Annotated in this window: 13 protein-coding genes; 8 read left to right on the plus strand and 5 right to left on the minus strand. The window is 63.0% G+C overall.

The window, feature by feature from the left end; all coding sequences use genetic code 11:
* The first annotated feature begins 24 nt into the window (after nucleotides 1-24).
* Complete coding sequence (locus M2396_RS07475) at nucleotides 25-1,809, plus strand: sensor histidine kinase (protein WP_259074040.1); 1,785 nt, start codon at nucleotides 25-27, stop codon at nucleotides 1,807-1,809.
* On the opposite strand, the gene M2396_RS07480 is transcribed toward M2396_RS07475, so the two are convergent.
* The gene (locus M2396_RS07480) at nucleotides 1,766-3,976 is read right to left on the minus strand and encodes an ATP-binding protein (protein ID WP_259074042.1); all 2,211 of its coding nucleotides are present in this window, start codon (nucleotides 3,974-3,976) and stop codon (nucleotides 1,766-1,768) included. The genes M2396_RS07475 and M2396_RS07480 overlap by 44 nt on opposite strands.
* A 412-nt stretch (nucleotides 3,977-4,388) precedes the next feature.
* Here M2396_RS07480 and M2396_RS07485 point away from each other — a divergent pair, with 412 nt between their 5' ends.
* Nucleotides 4,389-5,801, plus strand: coding sequence for a cytosine permease (locus tag M2396_RS07485; protein ID WP_259074043.1), 1,413 nt, complete (start codon nucleotides 4,389-4,391; stop codon nucleotides 5,799-5,801).
* 42 nt (nucleotides 5,802-5,843) lie between these two features.
* Here the strand turns inward: M2396_RS07485 and M2396_RS07490 are convergent, their stop codons facing one another.
* Complete coding sequence (locus M2396_RS07490) at nucleotides 5,844-6,722, minus strand: LysR family transcriptional regulator (protein ID WP_150569473.1); 879 nt, start codon at nucleotides 6,720-6,722, stop codon at nucleotides 5,844-5,846.
* A 282-nt stretch (nucleotides 6,723-7,004) separates the two neighbouring features.
* On the opposite strand from M2396_RS07490, the gene M2396_RS07495 reads away from it, so the two are divergent.
* On the plus strand, nucleotides 7,005-7,727 hold the full coding sequence (locus tag M2396_RS07495) for a pirin family protein (protein WP_259074045.1): 723 nt from the start codon (nucleotides 7,005-7,007) through the stop codon (nucleotides 7,725-7,727).
* Between the two features lie 46 nt (nucleotides 7,728-7,773).
* Here M2396_RS07495 and M2396_RS07500 read toward each other — a convergent pair whose 3' ends face one another.
* Entirely contained in the window at nucleotides 7,774-8,067 is a 294-nt protein-coding gene (locus tag M2396_RS07500) for a DUF1330 domain-containing protein (protein ID WP_181087725.1), read from the minus strand.
* Nucleotides 8,068-8,145: 78 nt separating this feature from the next.
* Here M2396_RS07500 and ribBA point away from each other — a divergent pair, with 78 nt between their 5' ends.
* From ribBA to M2396_RS07525, 5 genes are all read left to right on the plus strand, one after another.
* A complete protein-coding gene (gene ribBA, locus M2396_RS07505; protein WP_259074048.1) occupies nucleotides 8,146-9,264 on the plus strand; it encodes a bifunctional 3,4-dihydroxy-2-butanone-4-phosphate synthase/GTP cyclohydrolase II in 1,119 nt (372 codons plus the stop codon).
* 199 nt (nucleotides 9,265-9,463) lie between these two features.
* Nucleotides 9,464-10,489: an ABC transporter substrate-binding protein gene (locus M2396_RS07510; protein ID WP_101318773.1), complete on the plus strand. Its 1,026-nt coding sequence runs from the start codon at nucleotides 9,464-9,466 to the stop codon at nucleotides 10,487-10,489.
* Nucleotides 10,486-11,403, plus strand: coding sequence for an ABC transporter permease (locus M2396_RS07515; RefSeq protein ID WP_101318771.1), 918 nt, complete (start codon nucleotides 10,486-10,488; stop codon nucleotides 11,401-11,403). Before M2396_RS07510 ends, M2396_RS07515 begins: the two co-directional genes overlap by 4 nt.
* A gap of 6 nt (nucleotides 11,404-11,409) precedes the next feature.
* Nucleotides 11,410-12,219 (plus strand): ABC transporter permease, encoded by an 810-nt coding sequence (locus M2396_RS07520; RefSeq protein WP_259074050.1) that lies wholly within the window; start codon nucleotides 11,410-11,412, stop codon nucleotides 12,217-12,219.
* 19 nt (nucleotides 12,220-12,238) lie between these two features.
* Nucleotides 12,239-13,387 carry an ABC transporter ATP-binding protein gene (locus M2396_RS07525; RefSeq protein WP_101318767.1) on the plus strand — a complete coding sequence of 383 codons (1,149 nt, stop codon included), beginning with the start codon at nucleotides 12,239-12,241 and terminating at the stop codon, nucleotides 13,385-13,387.
* A 38-nt stretch (nucleotides 13,388-13,425) separates the two neighbouring features.
* Here the strand turns inward: M2396_RS07525 and M2396_RS07530 are convergent, their stop codons facing one another.
* Both M2396_RS07530 and M2396_RS07535 read right to left on the minus strand, forming a co-directional pair.
* Nucleotides 13,426-14,808: an MFS transporter gene (locus M2396_RS07530; RefSeq protein ID WP_259074053.1), complete on the minus strand. Its 1,383-nt coding sequence runs from the start codon at nucleotides 14,806-14,808 to the stop codon at nucleotides 13,426-13,428.
* A complete protein-coding gene (locus M2396_RS07535; protein ID WP_259074054.1) occupies nucleotides 14,805-16,016 on the minus strand; it encodes an acyl-CoA dehydrogenase family protein in 1,212 nt (403 codons plus the stop codon). The genes M2396_RS07530 and M2396_RS07535 overlap by 4 nt, the downstream gene beginning before the upstream one ends.
* Between the last annotated feature and the right edge of the window lie 6 nt (nucleotides 16,017-16,022).

Consider the following 16,022-nt stretch of genomic DNA (forward strand, 5'->3'; position numbering starts at 1 on the left):
CCCTGCAAACGGATCGACCTAGCAATGGCTAAATGGCTGGAAGGCGGCGGATTGATGGCCGAACGCATCCGCGCCCACGATTGGGCGCAAACTGCGCTCGGGCCTATGGAAAGCTGGCCCGACGTGCTCAAGACCACCCTGTCGCTGTGCCTTAACTCACGGTTCGCTCAGGCCGTGCTATGGGGCGAGCAGATGCTCACTCTGCACAACGATGCCTTCAGCGATATCTTGGGCGGCAAGCCACTGGCCTTGGGCATTCCTTTCAGCGAAGTCTGGCAGGAGGCGTGGAGCGACATCGGAGTACTTGCCGAGCGCGCCCTTGCCGGCGAAGCGGTGTTCATCGATAACTTTCCATTGCTGATTGATCGCCAGCGCGGTACCGAACGCGCTTACTTCACGTTCTGCTACAGCCCGATCCGCGACCACAATGGCGAATTGGTCGGCATGCTCGATACGGTCACTGAGACCACCGCGACAGTGATCGCCAATCAGCGCCTGAATTTTCTCGACGGTCTGAGCCGTACCCTGGCCGACGCCACCGAGCCTGACCTGATCATGGCCACCACCACCCGTCTACTGGTCGGACATCTCGGCCTGTCCAGCTGTGCCTATGCCGTCATGGACGCAGATCAGGACGGTTTCACCATTTGCGGCGATGCCGTCGCGACCGGCTCACCACGGTTGGTGGGCCACTATCGGCTGGCCGATTTCGGCAGCCTGGCGGTCAGCCAGCTGCGCGCCGGTCGGGCGCTGGTGATCGACGACAACCTCAGCCAACTGCTGCCACATGAGGCCGCGACGTTCCAGGCCATTGGCATCACTGCGACCATCTGCATGCCGCTGATCAAGGACGGTCGGCTGACCGCACTGATGGCCATCCATGACCGCCAACCGCGCCACTGGACGGCTTACGAGCAGGGGCTCATCAGCGAAGTCACCGAGCGCTGCTGGGCGCATATCCAGCGGGTCCAGGCCGTTGCCGAGGTGCGCGCCAGCGCCGCCGCCCTCGAAGCACTCAATGTCAGCCTGGAACAGCGTGTCGAAGAGCGCACCGAGCAATTGCTGCAAACCGAAGCAGTCCTGCGCCAGTCGCAAAAGCTCGAAGCGATCGGCCAGCTGACCGGAGGCGTGGCGCACGATTTCAATAATCTACTGACCATCATTCGCTCGTCGCTGCACTTCCTGCAACGTCCCGACCTGGAAGACAGCCGCCGCCAGCGCTATCTGCAAACCATGATCGAGACGGTTGAGCGTGGCTCGAAACTGACCGGCCAGCTGCTCGCCTTTGCCCGGCGCCAAGCGCTCAGCCCGCAGATATTCGAGGTTGGCCAACGCCTGCAAGCCATGGCCGACATGCTCGATACCGCCACTGGTGCGCGGGTCAAGGTGGTATTGGAACTGCCCCAGACGCCGTGTTTTGTCCATGCGGACCCAGGCCAGCTGGAAACCGCAGTGCTTAACCTGATGATCAATGGCCGCGACGCGTTGAATGGAGTAGGCACGCTGGTACTGCAACTGGTTGCCAACCAGCGCATGCCCGCGCAACCGGGTGATCATCTGCAGGCGGGGGCGTTTGCCGCGATTTCGGTGATCGACAATGGCACGGGTATTGCGCCAGAGCTGCTGGAGCGGATTTTTGACCCCTTCTTCACCACCAAGCCGGCCGGTGAAGGCACCGGCCTGGGCTTGTCGCAGGTATTTGGCTTCGCCAAGCAGTCAGGCGGCGATGTGCAGGTAATCAGCCAGCCTGGCCAGGGCACCACGTTTACCCTGTACTTGCCTCAGGAGGCTCCGTCAGTGGGCGGTTGAGCGCGAGCAACTGGGCCAGACTCTGAGCCAGTTCGGCCCGGCGAAACGGCTTGCGCAGAACAGCAAAACCATTGAGTTCACGCGGGGTCAGGTTGGCATAACCGGTAATGATCAGCACCGGCAATTGCGGTTGCTGCTGGCGCAGTTGCTGAGCGAACCTGGCGCCGGTCTCATCGACCATGATCTGGTCAGTCACCAGCACATCCATCGCCAGCCCCTCTGCCAGCATTCGCCGCGCCTGCGCGGGGCTGGCGGCTTCGGTTACCCGATAGCCAAGGTCACGCAATTGCAGGGCCGTTGCGTTGCGCACGATGTCCTCATCGTCAACCAGCAAGACCTGCATTTGCCCTGGTGCCATGATGGCGTCGCCAACTTCGGCAAGCGGCTCACAGACCTGGCCGCGACTGACTGGCAGCCACAATGTCGCCCGAGTGCCCTGCCCCGGCTGCGAATCGATGGCAAAGCCACCGCCTGACTGAGCTGCCAGGCCCTGCACCATGGGCAGGCCAAGGCCGGAGCCTTTGCCGACCTGTTTGGTTGAATAGAACGGCTCAAAGCAACGCTCCAGCACTTCTTCACTCATGCCGCAGCCGCTGTCACGCACCTGCAGCCAGACCTGGCGGCCGTGCACGCTTTCCGGCCAATCCGGGTCATCTTCACCAACCCCGGCGGCCAGATACACACGCCCGCCATTGGCCATGGCGTCGCGTGCGTTGACCACCAGGTTGAGCAAAGCAAGCTCAAGCTGATGGGGATCGACCAGCACATTGGGCAACTGTGGATCGATCTGCACCACGACCTCAATGGTCGGCCCCAGCGAGCGCGCCATCAACTCGTGCATGTCATTGACCAGTGTTGCCAGGCACACGGCTTGCGGCTTGAGTGTCTGCCGGCGAGCAAAGCTGAGCAGGCGCCCGACCAGAATTCGCGCACGTTCAGCGGCCTGCAGCGCACCATCGATCAAGCGCACTGAACGCTGAGCATCCTCTGGCCGTCGACGGATCAGCTCCAGGGAGGCAATGATCGGGGTGAGCATGTTGTTGAAATCGTGGGCGATACCGCCGGTGAGCTGGCCAATCATCTCCATCTTGCCAGTTTCATGCAGCTGCCGATTGGCTTCCTCGCGTTCGGCCAGCATTGCCGACACACGCTCTTCGAGGGACTCATTAAGCGCCAGCAGTTCGGCAAAAGTTGCCTCAAGGTGCGCACTGCTGGCGCGCAACGCCCGCTCGGAGCGGGCGTGGGTGATTGCCTGCCAGACCCGCTTGGCGGTCTCTTCGAGCAGCAGGCACTGGTCCTCGTCGACAAAATGCGGCGCGGCAAACTCGACGCCGAGGATGGCATCAATGCTGCTGCCGCGCAGTACCGGCACATACACGCTGGCGGCATCTGCACCCTGCACGGCGAACCCGCGACCGAGCTGTTCGGTCAGTCGCACTGGACTCTCGCCGCAGGTCAGATCACCAACCCTGGAAATCGCACCATTTACCCAATCGCGGGCGATGCGCATCTGCTGATTATCTCCTTGCGATTCGGCTAGAAAAACCCGCACGGCGCCCAGTTGCTGGCCTACGCGTTCGATGGCATAGGCTTCGATCTGTTCCGGCTCGGTCAATTCCGGAAGCGCCTGACCCAGTTCGAGGAGAAAGCTCTGACGCCGTTCGAACTGCACCTTTTGCGTGGTTTCAGAGACGACGCACAATACACCGCCAACGCTGCCGTCGATTTCGCGAACGGCAGAGTAGGACACGTCGAAATAAGCCGTCTCGCCGTGGGCGCTACGCTCCAGGTAAAACGGTCGGTCCTTGGCTGAAAAAGTTTGCCCAGTGTTGCGCACGCCGCTCAGCAGCGGTTCCAGGTCATCCCACAGCTCGGTCCAGTTTTCCTGTGCAGGTCGCCCTAGCGCGCGCGGGTGCTTGTTGCCAATTGTGGTCGAGTAAGCATCGTTATACAGCGCCACGTATTCAGGACCCCAGAACAACACGATCTGCGCTTGAGCCGGCAAAATGGTTGCCATCAGGGTCTTCAGACTGAGCGACCACTGTTGCGGCGCACCCAGCGGAGAGCCTGACCAGTCCATGGTCTGGATCTGGCTGCCAATGCTGCCACCCCCCAGCAGAAAAGGCAGTTTTGCCTGGTCTGGGTGATTATTCTGACCTGACTTCATCTTGTGCTGACCGTCAATTGCCCAATACGTGTTGTCCTCTATCTGCTGAATAGGAGATCAAACCGGCGCAGACGTTCCGTGGCATTTTGTACCAGGTCGGACAAACGGCCGTCAGTAGCGATCACCAGGCTGGTGCAGGGCGTCACAGCGCGCCCCATTGCCTTGCACAGACTCTCCACGCATGGCCCTTTACTCGCGTGCCTGCGGGCATTTGCCAGGCCGGCACGAAGCTTGCTCGCCAAGACCTTTCAGGCCGAGTTCAGCCTTAGGTTTTTTAACGTTCATGAGTACATATTTACTAATTTCTCGTAGGCCAGCCAGCCGCCATCATCCACTCCAACAAGAACACGTCGCCCATTGCCGGCGCGTACCCGGGGATCTCCCGACGCCCCTCCTTGCCTTGGAGTCAGTCATGACCAGTGCAGCCAATTCGGCCGCTCTGATAGAAAAACATACAATCGGCTACGTACCGCCGCAGGATCGCCACGGAAAGGTCAGGGATCTGTTCACCCTCTGGTTCGGTGGCAATATCGCGCCGCTGCCGATCGTCACCGGCGCGCTTGGCGTGCAGCTGTTTCACCTGAACCTGGTGTGGGGCATCGTCGCCATTCTGGTTGGCCACTTGCTCGGCGGCGTGCTGATGGCGCTGCACTCGGCGCAGGGGCCACAGATGGGCATCCCGCAGATGATTCAGAGCCGCGCCCAGTTCGGCTCGCTCGGCGCCCTGCTGGTGGTGGTGATTGCCGGGGTCATGTACATCGGCTTCTTCGCATCCAATATCGTTCTTGCCGGCAAGTCACTGCACGGTGTCGCGGAGTCGATTCCGGTATCGGTCGGCATCGTGATCGGGGCGCTGGGATCGGGCATCATCGGCATCATCGGTTACCGCTTCATCCATGTGCTCAACCGTATCGGCACCTGGGTATTGGGCATCGGTATCGTGGTCGGCTTTGGCTATATCTTCAGCCATGTGCAAAGCGACGACTTCCTCACCCGCGGCGGCTTCAACCTGGCCGGCTGGCTGGCCACCGTCTCGCTCGCCGCGCTGTGGCAGATCGCCTTTGCGCCGTATGTGTCCGACTATTCGCGCTACCTGCCCGCCGACGTCAAAGTCTCCTCGACGTTCTGGACCACCTACCTCGGTTCGGCGCTCGGCTCCAGCCTGTCGTTCGTGTTCGGCGCCGTGGCCGTGCTGGCAATCCCGGCCGGGATGGACACCATGGACGCGGTGAAGATGGCCACCGGCGCCATCGGCCCGCTGATGCTGGTGCTGTTCCTGCTCAGCGTGATCAGCCATAACGCGCTCAACCTGTACGGCGCGGTGCTGTCGATCATCACCCTGATCCAGACCTTCGCCTGGCGCTGGATCCCCACCGCCAAGAGCCGTGCGGTGCTGTCGCTGATCGTGCTTGCGGCGTGTTGCGTGGTGGCAGTGTTTGCTTCGGCGGACTTTATCGGCCACTTCGTCGACATGGTGCTGGTGCTGCTGGTGGTACTGGTGCCGTGGACCGCGATCAACCTGATCGACTTCTATGTGATCCACAAGGGCGACTACGACATCGAGTCGATCTTCAAGGTCGATGGCGGTATCTACGGCCGCTACAACCCGCAGGCGCTGCTGGCCTATGCCGTAGGCATCATCGTGCAGATCCCGTTCATGAACACCCCGCTGTACGTCGGCCCGGTGTCCGAGCACATCAACGGCGCCGACCTGTCGTGGCTGGTGGGGCTGCTGATCACCTCGCCGCTGTACTGGTGGCTGGCCAGCCGCGACAGCGCCTATCGTCGTCGCCAGACCGGCGCCAAACTGGCCGCAACTGCCTGAGCCAAGGCCATAACGGGCTGGCCTCGCGCCGCCCCGGTTTGGCTACAGCCGCTCGCGCAGAAACTCGACAAAGGCCTGCACCGGCCGAGCGATTTGGCGGTGCTGCGGATACACCGCCGACAGCTGTAGCGGCGGCGGTGTCCAGGCCTCGAGCAGCTTGACCAGACGCCCATCGGCCAGCGCCTGCTCGACGATGAAAGCCGGCAAGTAGGTCACCCCCATCCCGGCAATCGCCGCATCTCTCAGTAGCTCGCCATTGTTGGCCCGCATGCGCCCACTGACGGCGATCGCCTGCAGTGTCTTGCCCTGCCCCTTGAACTGCCACTGCACCTGGCGTGAATGACCATAGGGCAGGCAATCATGCTCGCGCAGCGCTTCGGGTTCGAGCGGTGTGCCGCGCGCGGCTAGATAGGCCGGGCTGGCACAATACACCCGCTCGATACTTGCAATACGCCGCGCAACCAGGCTTGAGTCCTCTAACGTGCCAATCCGCAGCGCCAGGTCGTAGCCCTCACCGATCAGGTCCACTGCGCGGTCGCTCAGGTCGATCTCGACGATCAACTGCGCATGCAGCTGCAGAAACTCGGTGAGCAAGCTGCCCAGATGGCTGATGGCGAACGACAGCGGCGCGCTCAGGCGCAGGGTCCCGCGCAGAGCCTGGGTCTGGCCGCTGATGTCCTGCTCGGCCTGCTGCATCTCGCCGAGCAGGCGCACGGCAGAATCGAAGTACTGCTGGCCCAGTGGGGTGGCGTCGAGGCGCCGGGTCGAACGGTTGAGCAAGCGCACGCCGAGGCGTTCTTCAAGCTGCATCAGGCGCCGGCTGACCGACTGCTTGGACATGCCCAGCAGGTCGGCTGCCGCGGTGAAACTACCGGCCTGCATGACCTGGGTGAAAATGCGCATGTCTTCGTATGGGTTCATCGGGTTGCTCTTGGTGACGGTCGAGCGCTTTATAGCGGCTTTTGTCTGCCTGGGCATCTATTGGTTTATTGGTTGATCGAAAAGCCTCGAGATCATTGAACTGAATCAGTCGGTTGATGATAGATCCAGATAAAGCCCACCTCGCTCTATTGGCGCACGATTGTCAGCCTGAACCTGACAGTTAATCTCTGAGAAGCTAGTTTTTCATGATACTGAGTGACAGTAAGATTCATCCATCAACAGCCCAAAGCCTTCCCGGCGCAGGCTCACAGGAGAATCACCATGCTCACACTTCGCAAAGCACAAGACCGCGGCCTGGGCTTTCATGGCTGGCTGAAATCGTTTCACACCTTCTCCTTCGGCAGCTATCGCGACCCTGAAGAGCAAGGTTTCTCCGACCTGCTGGTGATCAACGACGACCGCGTCTCGCCCGGCCAGGGCTTCGGTCAGCATCCGCACCGGGACATGGAGATTTTTTCCTACGTGCTGGAAGGCGCGCTGGAACATAAGGACACGCTCGGCACCGGCTCGGTGATCCGCCCCGGTGACGTGCAGCTGATGAGCGCCGGCCACGGTGTTGCCCATAGCGAGTTCAACCACAGCCATGACGAGTCGGTGCATTTTCTGCAGATCTGGATCGTGCCGCAGGTCAAAGGCGCCGAGCCGCGCTATCAGCAGCAGCACTTCAGCGCTGCTGACAAACGTGGCCGCTTGCGCCTGATCATCTCGCCGAATGGTGCACAGGGCTCGCTGCAGGTGCGCCAGGATGCCAAGGTCTATGCCGGGCTGTTCGACGGTGATGAGCGTGCCACCTTGAAGCTGCCGGACAACCGTCATGCCTATGTGCATGTTGCCCGCGGCAGCATCGAGCTGAACGGCCAGCTGCTCAGCGAAGGTGACGGCGTGCGGCTACGTCAGGAGCAGGTGCTGAGCCTGGCCAACGGCCACGACGCCGAAGTGCTGGTATTCGACCTGCGCCCGAACGAGCTGCCTGAGATGGCATGAGCAGAGGGGCCATCAGTGCTGGCCCCTCACCTGCTTCACGCAGTGCTCAACCCTCGAACCCCTCAACAATGATTACCTCAGCCTTGGCCACCCCTTGTCGGTGGCTGCAGGCATCTTGATATTCCGCCGAGCGATAGCAGGCCAGTGCCTGCTCATAAGAATCGAACTCGATCACCACACTGCGCTGCGGTGTCGGCCTGCCTTCCAACGCTTCACTGCGCCCGCCCCTTGCGAGGAACTTGCCGCCGTACGCCTTGAACGCTGCCGGCGCGCGCTGGGTGTACTGTTGGTACTGCTCGAGGTCGCTGATATCGACGTGGGCGATCCAGTAAGCCTTCATCCGCTGCTCTCCAGTTTTTCAGATTGTTGTGTATGATGGTATACCACAATAATCGACAAACTACAGCGAGCGTGCAGCATGGCTTTCAACAGTATCGAAGAACTTCTCGAGGACTATCGGCAAGGCAAGATGGTCCTGCTGGTGGACGACGAAGACCGTGAAAACGAAGGCGATCTGCTGATCGCGGCTGAACGCTGCGACGCCCAGGCGATCAACTTCATGGCGCGCCAGGCACGCGGGCTGATTTGCCTGACGCTTACCGACGAGCACTGCCAGCGGCTGGGCTTGGAGCAGATGGTGCCGAGCAACGGCAGCGTGTTCAGCACCGCTTTCACCGTTTCCATCGAAGCCGCCAGCGGCGTCACCACCGGTATCTCCGCCGCTGATCGCGCGCGCACGGTAGCGGCTGCGATGGCGGCCGATGCTCGCCCCGAGGACCTGGTCCAGCCGGGGCATATCTTCCCCCTGCGCGCCCGCGAAGGCGGCGTGCTGACCAGGGCCGGGCATACCGAAGCCGGCTGCGACCTGGCACGCCTGGCCGGGTTCAGCCCGGCCTCGGTCATCGTCGAAGTGCTCAATGACGACGGCACCATGGCCCGCCGCCCCGACCTGGAAGTGTTCGCCGCCGAGCATGGCATCAAGATCGGCACCATCGCCGACCTCATCCACTATCGCCTGAGCACCGAGCAGACCATCAAGCGCATCGGTGAGCGCGAACTGCCCACCGTGCACGGCACCTTCCGTCTGGTGACCTATGAAGACCGGATCGAAGGTGGCGTGCACATGGCCATGGTCATGGGCGATATCCGCCGCGAACAACCCACCCTGGTACGTGTGCATGTAATCGACCCGCTGCGCGACCTGGTCGGTGCCGAGTACGCCGGTCCCGCCAACTGGACCTTGTGGGCCGCCCTGCAACGGGTCGCTGAAGAAGGCTCCGGGGTAGTGGTTGTGCTGGCCAATCACGAGTCTTCGCAAGCGCTGCTGGAGCGTGTGCCACACCTGACCCAGCCCGTGCGGCCCTATCAGCGAGGCCAGTCCAAGGTCTATTCGGAGGTCGGCACCGGCGCGCAGATTCTGCAGGACCTGGGCGTCGGCAAACTGCGCCATCTGGGGCCGCCGCTCAAGTACGCGGGTTTGGCTGGGTATGAGCTTGAAGTGGTGCAAAGCATCCCGTTCGAGCCCGCTGTGCCTTGAGCAATCGCTGACCGCCGGTACACGCATGCCTCTTGCGAAAAGTTTGGAATACCATAATATGATATCCCGTAGACCTTAAAATCCTGGCCGGCTCCTACACTCAAAACCGGCCGCACTACATCGTTGAAATTGCTGCTCCCGAACATATTGGCGGGTGACAGAACCCGCCTCGAATAACAAAAGTAACGAGGGCGTAACCATGCTGTTGAGCAAACGTGTAAGCGCAGTGCTGTCCGCCAGCCTGCTGACCCTGGCCTGTCAAGCCACCCAGGCCGCCGACAGCCTCAACTTCGTCAGCTGGGGCGGTACGACCCAGGACGCGCAGAAGCAGGCGTGGGCCGAGCCGTTCTCCAAAGAGAGCAACATCAAGGTGGTGCAGGACGGCCCGACCGACTACGGCAAGCTCAAAGCCATGGTCGAGAGTGGCAACGTGCAGTGGGATGTGGTGGACGTCGAAGCCGACTTTGCCCTTCGCGCCGCAGCAGAAGGCCTGCTCGAGCCGCTGGATTTCAACACCGTCAAACGCGACCGGATCGACCCGCGATTCGTCTCCGACCACGGCGTCGGCTCGTTCTTCTTCTCGTTTGTGCTCGGTTACAACGAAGGCAAGCTTGGTAGCAACAAGCCGGCCGAGTGGTCGGCGCTGTTCGACACCAAAACCTTCCCCGGCAAGCGCGCCCTGTACAAGTGGCCAAGCCCCGGCGTGCTGGAACTGGCCCTGCTGGCCGATGGTGTAGCCGCCGACAAACTGTACCCGCTGGACCTGGACCGCGCCTTCAAGAAACTCGACACCATCAAGAAAGACATCGTCTGGTGGGGCGGCGGCGCCCAGTCGCAGCAACTGCTGGCGTCTGGTGAAGTGTCGCTGGGGCAGTTCTGGAACGGCCGCGTGTATGCCTTGCAACAAGACGGCGCACCAGTCGGTGTGAGCTGGAAGCAGAACCTGGTAATGGCTGATTTTCTGGTCATTCCCAAAGGCGCCAAGAACAAGGACGCGGCGATGAAGTTCCTGGCCAACGCCAGCAGCGCCAAGGGCCAGGCCGAGTTCGCCAACCTCACCGCCTACGCCCCGGTCAACCTCGACAGCGTCAGCCAGCTCAAACCTGAACTGGCGCCGAACCTGCCCACCGCCTACGCCCAGGATCAGGTCACACTGGACTTCGCCTACTGGGCGAAAAATGGCCAGGCCATCGCTGCGCGCTGGAATGAGTGGTTGGTCAAATGAAAGTCGCCATCAACGCCCTGCACAACGCGCAAGGTGCCCCCAGCGGCACCGGCGCCCCCGGCACGGCCACCCGCCGCAGCGGGATGGGTCAACGCTGGCGCGGTAGCCGTAACCTGCTGCCCGCGCTGGTGTTCCTAGGCCTGTTCTTCTTTGCGCCACTGATCGGCCTGCTCCTGCGCGGCGTGCTCGAACCGGTGCCGGGGCTGGGCAACTACGAGCAGCTGTTCGCCAACTCGGCCTATGCACGGGTGCTGTTCAACACCTTCTCGGTGGCCGGCCTGGTGACCTTGATCAGCGTGCTGCTGGGCTTTCCGCTGGCCTGGGCGATCACCTTGGTACCGAAGGGCTGGGGCCGTTGGCTGCTGAACATCGTGCTGCTGTCGATGTGGACCAGCCTGCTGGCACGGACTTACTCGTGGCTGGTGCTGCTGCAGGCCTCCGGAGTGATCAACAAGGCGTTGATGGCGATGGGCATCATCGATGCGCCGCTGGAAATGGTGCACAACCTGACCGGCGTGGTGATCGGCATGAGCTACATCATGATCCCGTTCATCGTGCTGCCGTTGCAGGCAACCATGCACGCCATCGACCCGATGGTGCTGCAGGCAGGCTCCATCTGTGGGGCCAGCCCGTGGACCAATTTCTGGAAGGTGTTCCTGCCGCTGTGCCGTTCAGGGTTGTTCTCCGGGGCCTTGATGGTGTTCGTCATGTCGCTCGGTTACTACGTCACCCCGGCCCTGCTCGGTGGTGCGCAGAACATGATGCTGCCCGAGTTCATCGTCCAGCAGGTGCAGTCGTTCCTCAATTGGGGCCTGGCCAGCGCTGCCGCCGCACTGTTGGTGTTGATCACCCTGGTGCTTTTCTACCTGTACCTGAAGCTGCAGCCGGAATCCCCGGTCGGCAATGCGAGGTAAGCCGCGATGCTCCTGACTCCAAATGCCATGGGCCGCCCGCTGCGGTTTGCCCTGTATGCCACCACCGGTGTGATTGCCGCGTTTCTGCTGCTGCCGATCCTGTTCATCGTGCTGCTGTCATTCGGCTCCTCGCAATGGCTGGTATTCCCACCGCCAGGCTGGACCCTGAAGTGGTACGGCCAGTTCTTCTCCAACCCGGAGTGGATGGACGCCGCTCTGGCCAGCCTCAAGGTTGCCGTGCTCACCACCGTGTGCGCAGTAGCACTGGGCTTGCCGACCGCCTTCGCCCTGGTGCGCGGGCGCTTCCCCGGGCGGGAAATGCTCTACGGCCTGTTTACCCTGCCGATGATCGTGCCGCTGGTGATCATCGCCGTGGCGGTCTACGCGCTGTTTCTCAAGCTTGGCTACACCGGGACGCTGTTCGCCTTTGTCGTCAGCCATGTGATCGTCGCCCTGCCCTTCACCATCATCTCGATCATCAACTCGCTGAAGCTGTTCGACCAGTCGATCGAAGACGCTGCGGTGATCTGCGGCGCCTCGCGCTTGCAGGCGATCTTCAAGGTGACCTTCCCGGCGATTCGCCCGGGGATGATCGCCGGCGGCCTGTTCGCGTTTCTGGTGTCGTGGGACGAGGTGGTGCTCAGTGTGATGATGGCCAGCCCCAACCTGCAGACCCTGCCGGTCAAAATGTGGACCACCCTGCGCCAGGACCTGACTCCGGTGATCGCCGTCGCTTCGACGTTGCTGATCGGCCTGTCGCTTCTGGTCATGCTCATCGCCGCCGCCCTGCGCCGGCGCAATCCAGTCAGCGCCTGAGTGCCCGGAGACAATAACAATGAGTGCAGTGATGAAAGACAACGCGCCGAACAAGACCCTTGTCAGCCTGCGTAATCTGAACAAGCATTACGGCGATTTCGCCGCCGTCGACAACATCAACCTGGATATCCAGAACGGCGAATTCCTGACCTTCCTCGGCTCCAGCGGTTCGGGCAAGTCGACCACCTTGTCGATGCTGGCCGGCTTCGAGACACCGAGCAGCGGCGAGATCCTGGTCGACGAGCAATCGCTGGTCAATGTGCCGCCGCACAAGCGCGACATCGGCATGGTGTTCCAGCGCTACTCGCTGTTCCCGCACCTGTCGGTGCGCGACAACATTGCCTTCCCGCTGGCGATCCGCAAGCTCAGCGCCAGCGAGATCAGCAAGCGCGTCGACGCCATGCTCAAGCTGGTGCAGCTCGAGCAGTTCGCCCACCGCCGCCCGGCGCAGCTCTCCGGCGGCCAGCAGCAGCGCGTGGCGATTGCTCGCGCGCTGGTCTACGAGCCCCGCATCCTGCTGATGGACGAGCCGCTCGGCGCACTGGACAAAAAGCTGCGCGAAGACCTGCAGGACGAACTGCGCCAGCTGCACCGTCGCCTCGGTATCACCATCGTCTACGTGACCCACGATCAGGAAGAAGCCATGCGCCTGTCGCAGCGCATCGCCATCTTCAGCCACGGCAAGATCGTCGGCCTGGGCAGTGGTTATGACCTCTACCAGAACCCGCCGAATGCCTTTGTGGCGTCGTTCCTGGGCAACTCGAACTTCTTCCGGATCAAGGCCAGCAGCAACGGCGCCGGCAGTTTCGAAGGGCAGCCATTGGCGATTCGCCTGACCCCAGGACTGGTCGCCGGGCAGGACGCGCTGATCATGGTGCGGCCGGAAAAAGCCCTGGCCCTGAGCGCCGAACAGGCAGCGCGGGAGCCCTTGCCGGCAGGCTGGAACGAAGTCAGTGCCAAGGTCAGCGAAGTGCTGTTCCTCGGTGAAAGCCAGACCTGCCATGTGGTCAGCGCAGGCGGCACCGAGATGACGGTCAAGGCCTTGTCGGCAGCCGGTATGCCGATGCAGCCGGGCGACACGGTCAAGGTGCGCTGGGCGGTGGCCGATGCCTGCATCTACACCGAGTGGGCCGAGAGCGACCTGAGCAAGGCCGCCGGCGCGCACTGATCGAGCAATGGACGGGGCTGCTGTGCGGCCCCGTTCAATCAGTTGGCTAAACGCCGGAACACCAGACCCGAGAGCACACACAGCAGCGCCGACAGCAGCATCACTGCAGCGATATCTTCGACAGACGTCTCGACCCGGCCATCAGCCGCGGCCAGGATCCCCAGCATCACCCCAGCCAGACTTACCGACATGGCCATGGTCAACTGCACCGACATCGCCGACAGCGAGCTGGCCGCCGCCGAGCGTTCGCCTGGCACATCCTGATAGCTCGCTGCACCCAGGGTGGAAAACTGCAACGAGCGCACCAGGCCTGCGGCAAACAGCACCACCGCCATCAACCACACTGCCGTATCGCGGTCGAACGCTGCGCACAAGGCGATGCCCACGCCGCTGAGCAGTGCGTTGCAGCTGAGTACCCGGCGGTAGCCGTAACGGCGTACCAGCGGCACTGCCAGCAACTTCATCAACAACGCGCCGACGCCGCCGCTGACCATCAACCACCCCGCCGCCAGTGGGCTCATGCCCAGGCTGTTCTGCAGCAACAGCACCAGCAGAAACGGCTGCGCCGCCGAGCCCAGCCGGAACAGCCCCCCGCCCGCCTGGGCAACACCGAAGCTGCGCAGGCGTAACAGGCTCAAGTCGACCAGTGGGCTGGCATGGCGGCGGGCATGCAGCCAATAGCCGAGGGCAAACAGCCCGCCGGCGGCGATCAGCGCGAGGGCCCATGGCCGCGGCAGCTGGCCAAGGCCTAGCGACTCCAGGCCAGCCACCAGCAGCGCCAACGCGCCGCCGCTGAGCAGCAGGCCGCGATAGTCCAGTGGCGGTACGCTGCGCGCCGGGAAGTCCGGCACATGTTTGAGAATCAACCAGCAGCCAAGCAGGCAGATCGGCAGGTTGACCAGAAAGATCCAGTGCCACGACAGCACCGTCACCAACAAACCGCCCAGCATCGGCCCCAGCAACGGCCCGACCAAGGCCGGCAACGCCAGCCACGACATCGACTGCAGCAACTGATCGCGGCTCGACCAGCGCAGGATGATCACCTGCCCCACCGGCGTCATCAGCGCTGCGGCAGCACCTTGCAGCATGCGCCCGAGGCACAGTTGCCAGAGCGTGTCAGCCAGCGCACAGGTAAGCGAGGCGCCGGTAAACAAGCCCATCGCCAGCAGCATTACCTGCCGTGGGCGAAAACGCTCGGCCGCCCAGCCGCTGATCGGCACGCACAGCGCCAGGGCCAGCATGTACAGCGAGACCACCAGGTTCATGCGCAGCCCCGGCTCGCCAAAATCGGCGGCCATGCTCGGCAGCGCGGTCATCACCGCCGTGCTGTCGAGCAGTTCCATGAACAGCGCAGCGCCGATGATCACCGGCACCTTGGGGCTTTGCAGATGGCCGACCAAAGCCGCCGGCTGAGCCGTCAAAACAGCCCCGAGACGGGTGGCCGGGTGCCCTTGAGCTGCCAGGCGCCGACTACCGCCGCCTTCCAGTGGCGCGGGTTGTGGTTGGCCACCGTGCGCGCATTGCGCCAGTGCCGGTCGAGGTTGTGCTGACGGCCAGTGGTCGAGGCACCGCCGACATCGAACAGGGTTTCGCCGGCTTTCAGCGCCAATTCGGCTGCCAGGTACTGCGCTTGGGCGACTTCCAGTGCAGCCTGCTCGACGGCACTTTCATCCAGCTGCGCGGCCCAGGCGCGATCGATACTGGCGGCGGCCTTGAGCACCAGTGCCTCGGCACCGAAAGCCCTGGCGGCAATATCGCCCACCGACAATTGCACGTACGGGTCATCGACCGACTGGCTGGCGCTGCTGTGCTTGATGGGCCGTGCATGCTCACGGGCAAACTGGCCCGCGTCGTTCAGGGCATTGCGGGCGATACCAGCCAGCACGGTGCCGAGAAACAGCTGCAGGAACGGCGTGACGATGGTGCGTTTGCCCTCCTCCACGGTGCGCGTGCGGATGTCGCTGGCCTCGACCCGCACGTTGTGCAGGTGGGTGGTGCCGCTGGCTGTCAGGCGCTGGCCCATGGCATCGAAGTCGTCGACCAGCTCCAGCCCTTCGCGGTCACGCGGCAGGATGAACGACACCGGCTGCTCGTCCTCGTCCAACGCCACCGCGCTGACGTAGTCGGCAAACAGCGCCCCGGTGCTATAGAACTTGCTGCCGTTGGCGCGGAAGTGATCGCCCTCGCGCACCAAACGCGCGGCAATGGCGCCATTGGCACCGCCCAGCTCCCAGCCGGCATTGCCGATCACCGCACCTTGCAGGTACACGGCAAACCAGCGCACGCGCTCCTGTTCGGCACCCTCGGCGCTGGCCGCGAGCAGGCCTTCGACAAAGGCGAAGCCCGGGCGCAGCGCCTGGGCGACGTTGGAGTCGGCGGCGGCCACCTGCAGCAGCAACTCGATCACATCACTGACGCTGCCACCAGGGCCGCCGTACTGCTGCGGGATACGCACGGTGTACAGGCCGGCTGCGGCCAGCTCGGCGATGGCCGCATAGAGTAGCCGGCGTTCGCGCTCACGCTCGGCAGCGCCGGCGGCAATCGCCGGCAGCAAGGCGCTGACACGGGCCTTCAGCGCGGCGACGGTATTGGCTGGGGCTTGGGCAGGCAAACGTTGAAAGGTAGTCATGGGGCA

Origin of the sequence: Pseudomonas sp. BIGb0278, assembly GCF_024809895.1 — a bacterium.
Classification (GTDB): domain Bacteria; phylum Pseudomonadota; class Gammaproteobacteria; order Pseudomonadales; family Pseudomonadaceae; genus Aquipseudomonas; species Aquipseudomonas shirazensis.

What these genes read in the sequence shown, in the direction of transcription:
- M2396_RS07475 (WP_259074040.1), top strand. Translation starts at nt 25, where the DNA reads ATGGCTAAATGGCTGGAAGGCGGCGGATTGATGGCCGAACGCATCCGC.
- M2396_RS07480 (WP_259074042.1), bottom strand. Translation starts at nt 3,976, where the DNA reads ATGAAGTCAGGTCAGAATAATCACCCAGACCAGGCAAAACTGCCTTTT.
- M2396_RS07485 (WP_259074043.1), top strand. Translation starts at nt 4,389, where the DNA reads ATGACCAGTGCAGCCAATTCGGCCGCTCTGATAGAAAAACATACAATC.
- M2396_RS07490 (WP_150569473.1), bottom strand. Translation starts at nt 6,722, where the DNA reads ATGAACCCATACGAAGACATGCGCATTTTCACCCAGGTCATGCAGGCC.
- M2396_RS07495 (WP_259074045.1), top strand. Translation starts at nt 7,005, where the DNA reads ATGCTCACACTTCGCAAAGCACAAGACCGCGGCCTGGGCTTTCATGGC.
- M2396_RS07500 (WP_181087725.1), bottom strand. Translation starts at nt 8,067, where the DNA reads ATGAAGGCTTACTGGATCGCCCACGTCGATATCAGCGACCTCGAGCAG.
- ribBA (WP_259074048.1), top strand. Translation starts at nt 8,146, where the DNA reads ATGGCTTTCAACAGTATCGAAGAACTTCTCGAGGACTATCGGCAAGGC.
- M2396_RS07510 (WP_101318773.1), top strand. Translation starts at nt 9,464, where the DNA reads ATGCTGTTGAGCAAACGTGTAAGCGCAGTGCTGTCCGCCAGCCTGCTG.
- M2396_RS07515 (WP_101318771.1), top strand. Translation starts at nt 10,486, where the DNA reads ATGAAAGTCGCCATCAACGCCCTGCACAACGCGCAAGGTGCCCCCAGC.
- M2396_RS07520 (WP_259074050.1), top strand. Translation starts at nt 11,410, where the DNA reads ATGCTCCTGACTCCAAATGCCATGGGCCGCCCGCTGCGGTTTGCCCTG.
- M2396_RS07525 (WP_101318767.1), top strand. Translation starts at nt 12,239, where the DNA reads ATGAGTGCAGTGATGAAAGACAACGCGCCGAACAAGACCCTTGTCAGC.
- M2396_RS07535 (WP_259074054.1), bottom strand. Translation starts at nt 16,016, where the DNA reads ATGACTACCTTTCAACGTTTGCCTGCCCAAGCCCCAGCCAATACCGTC.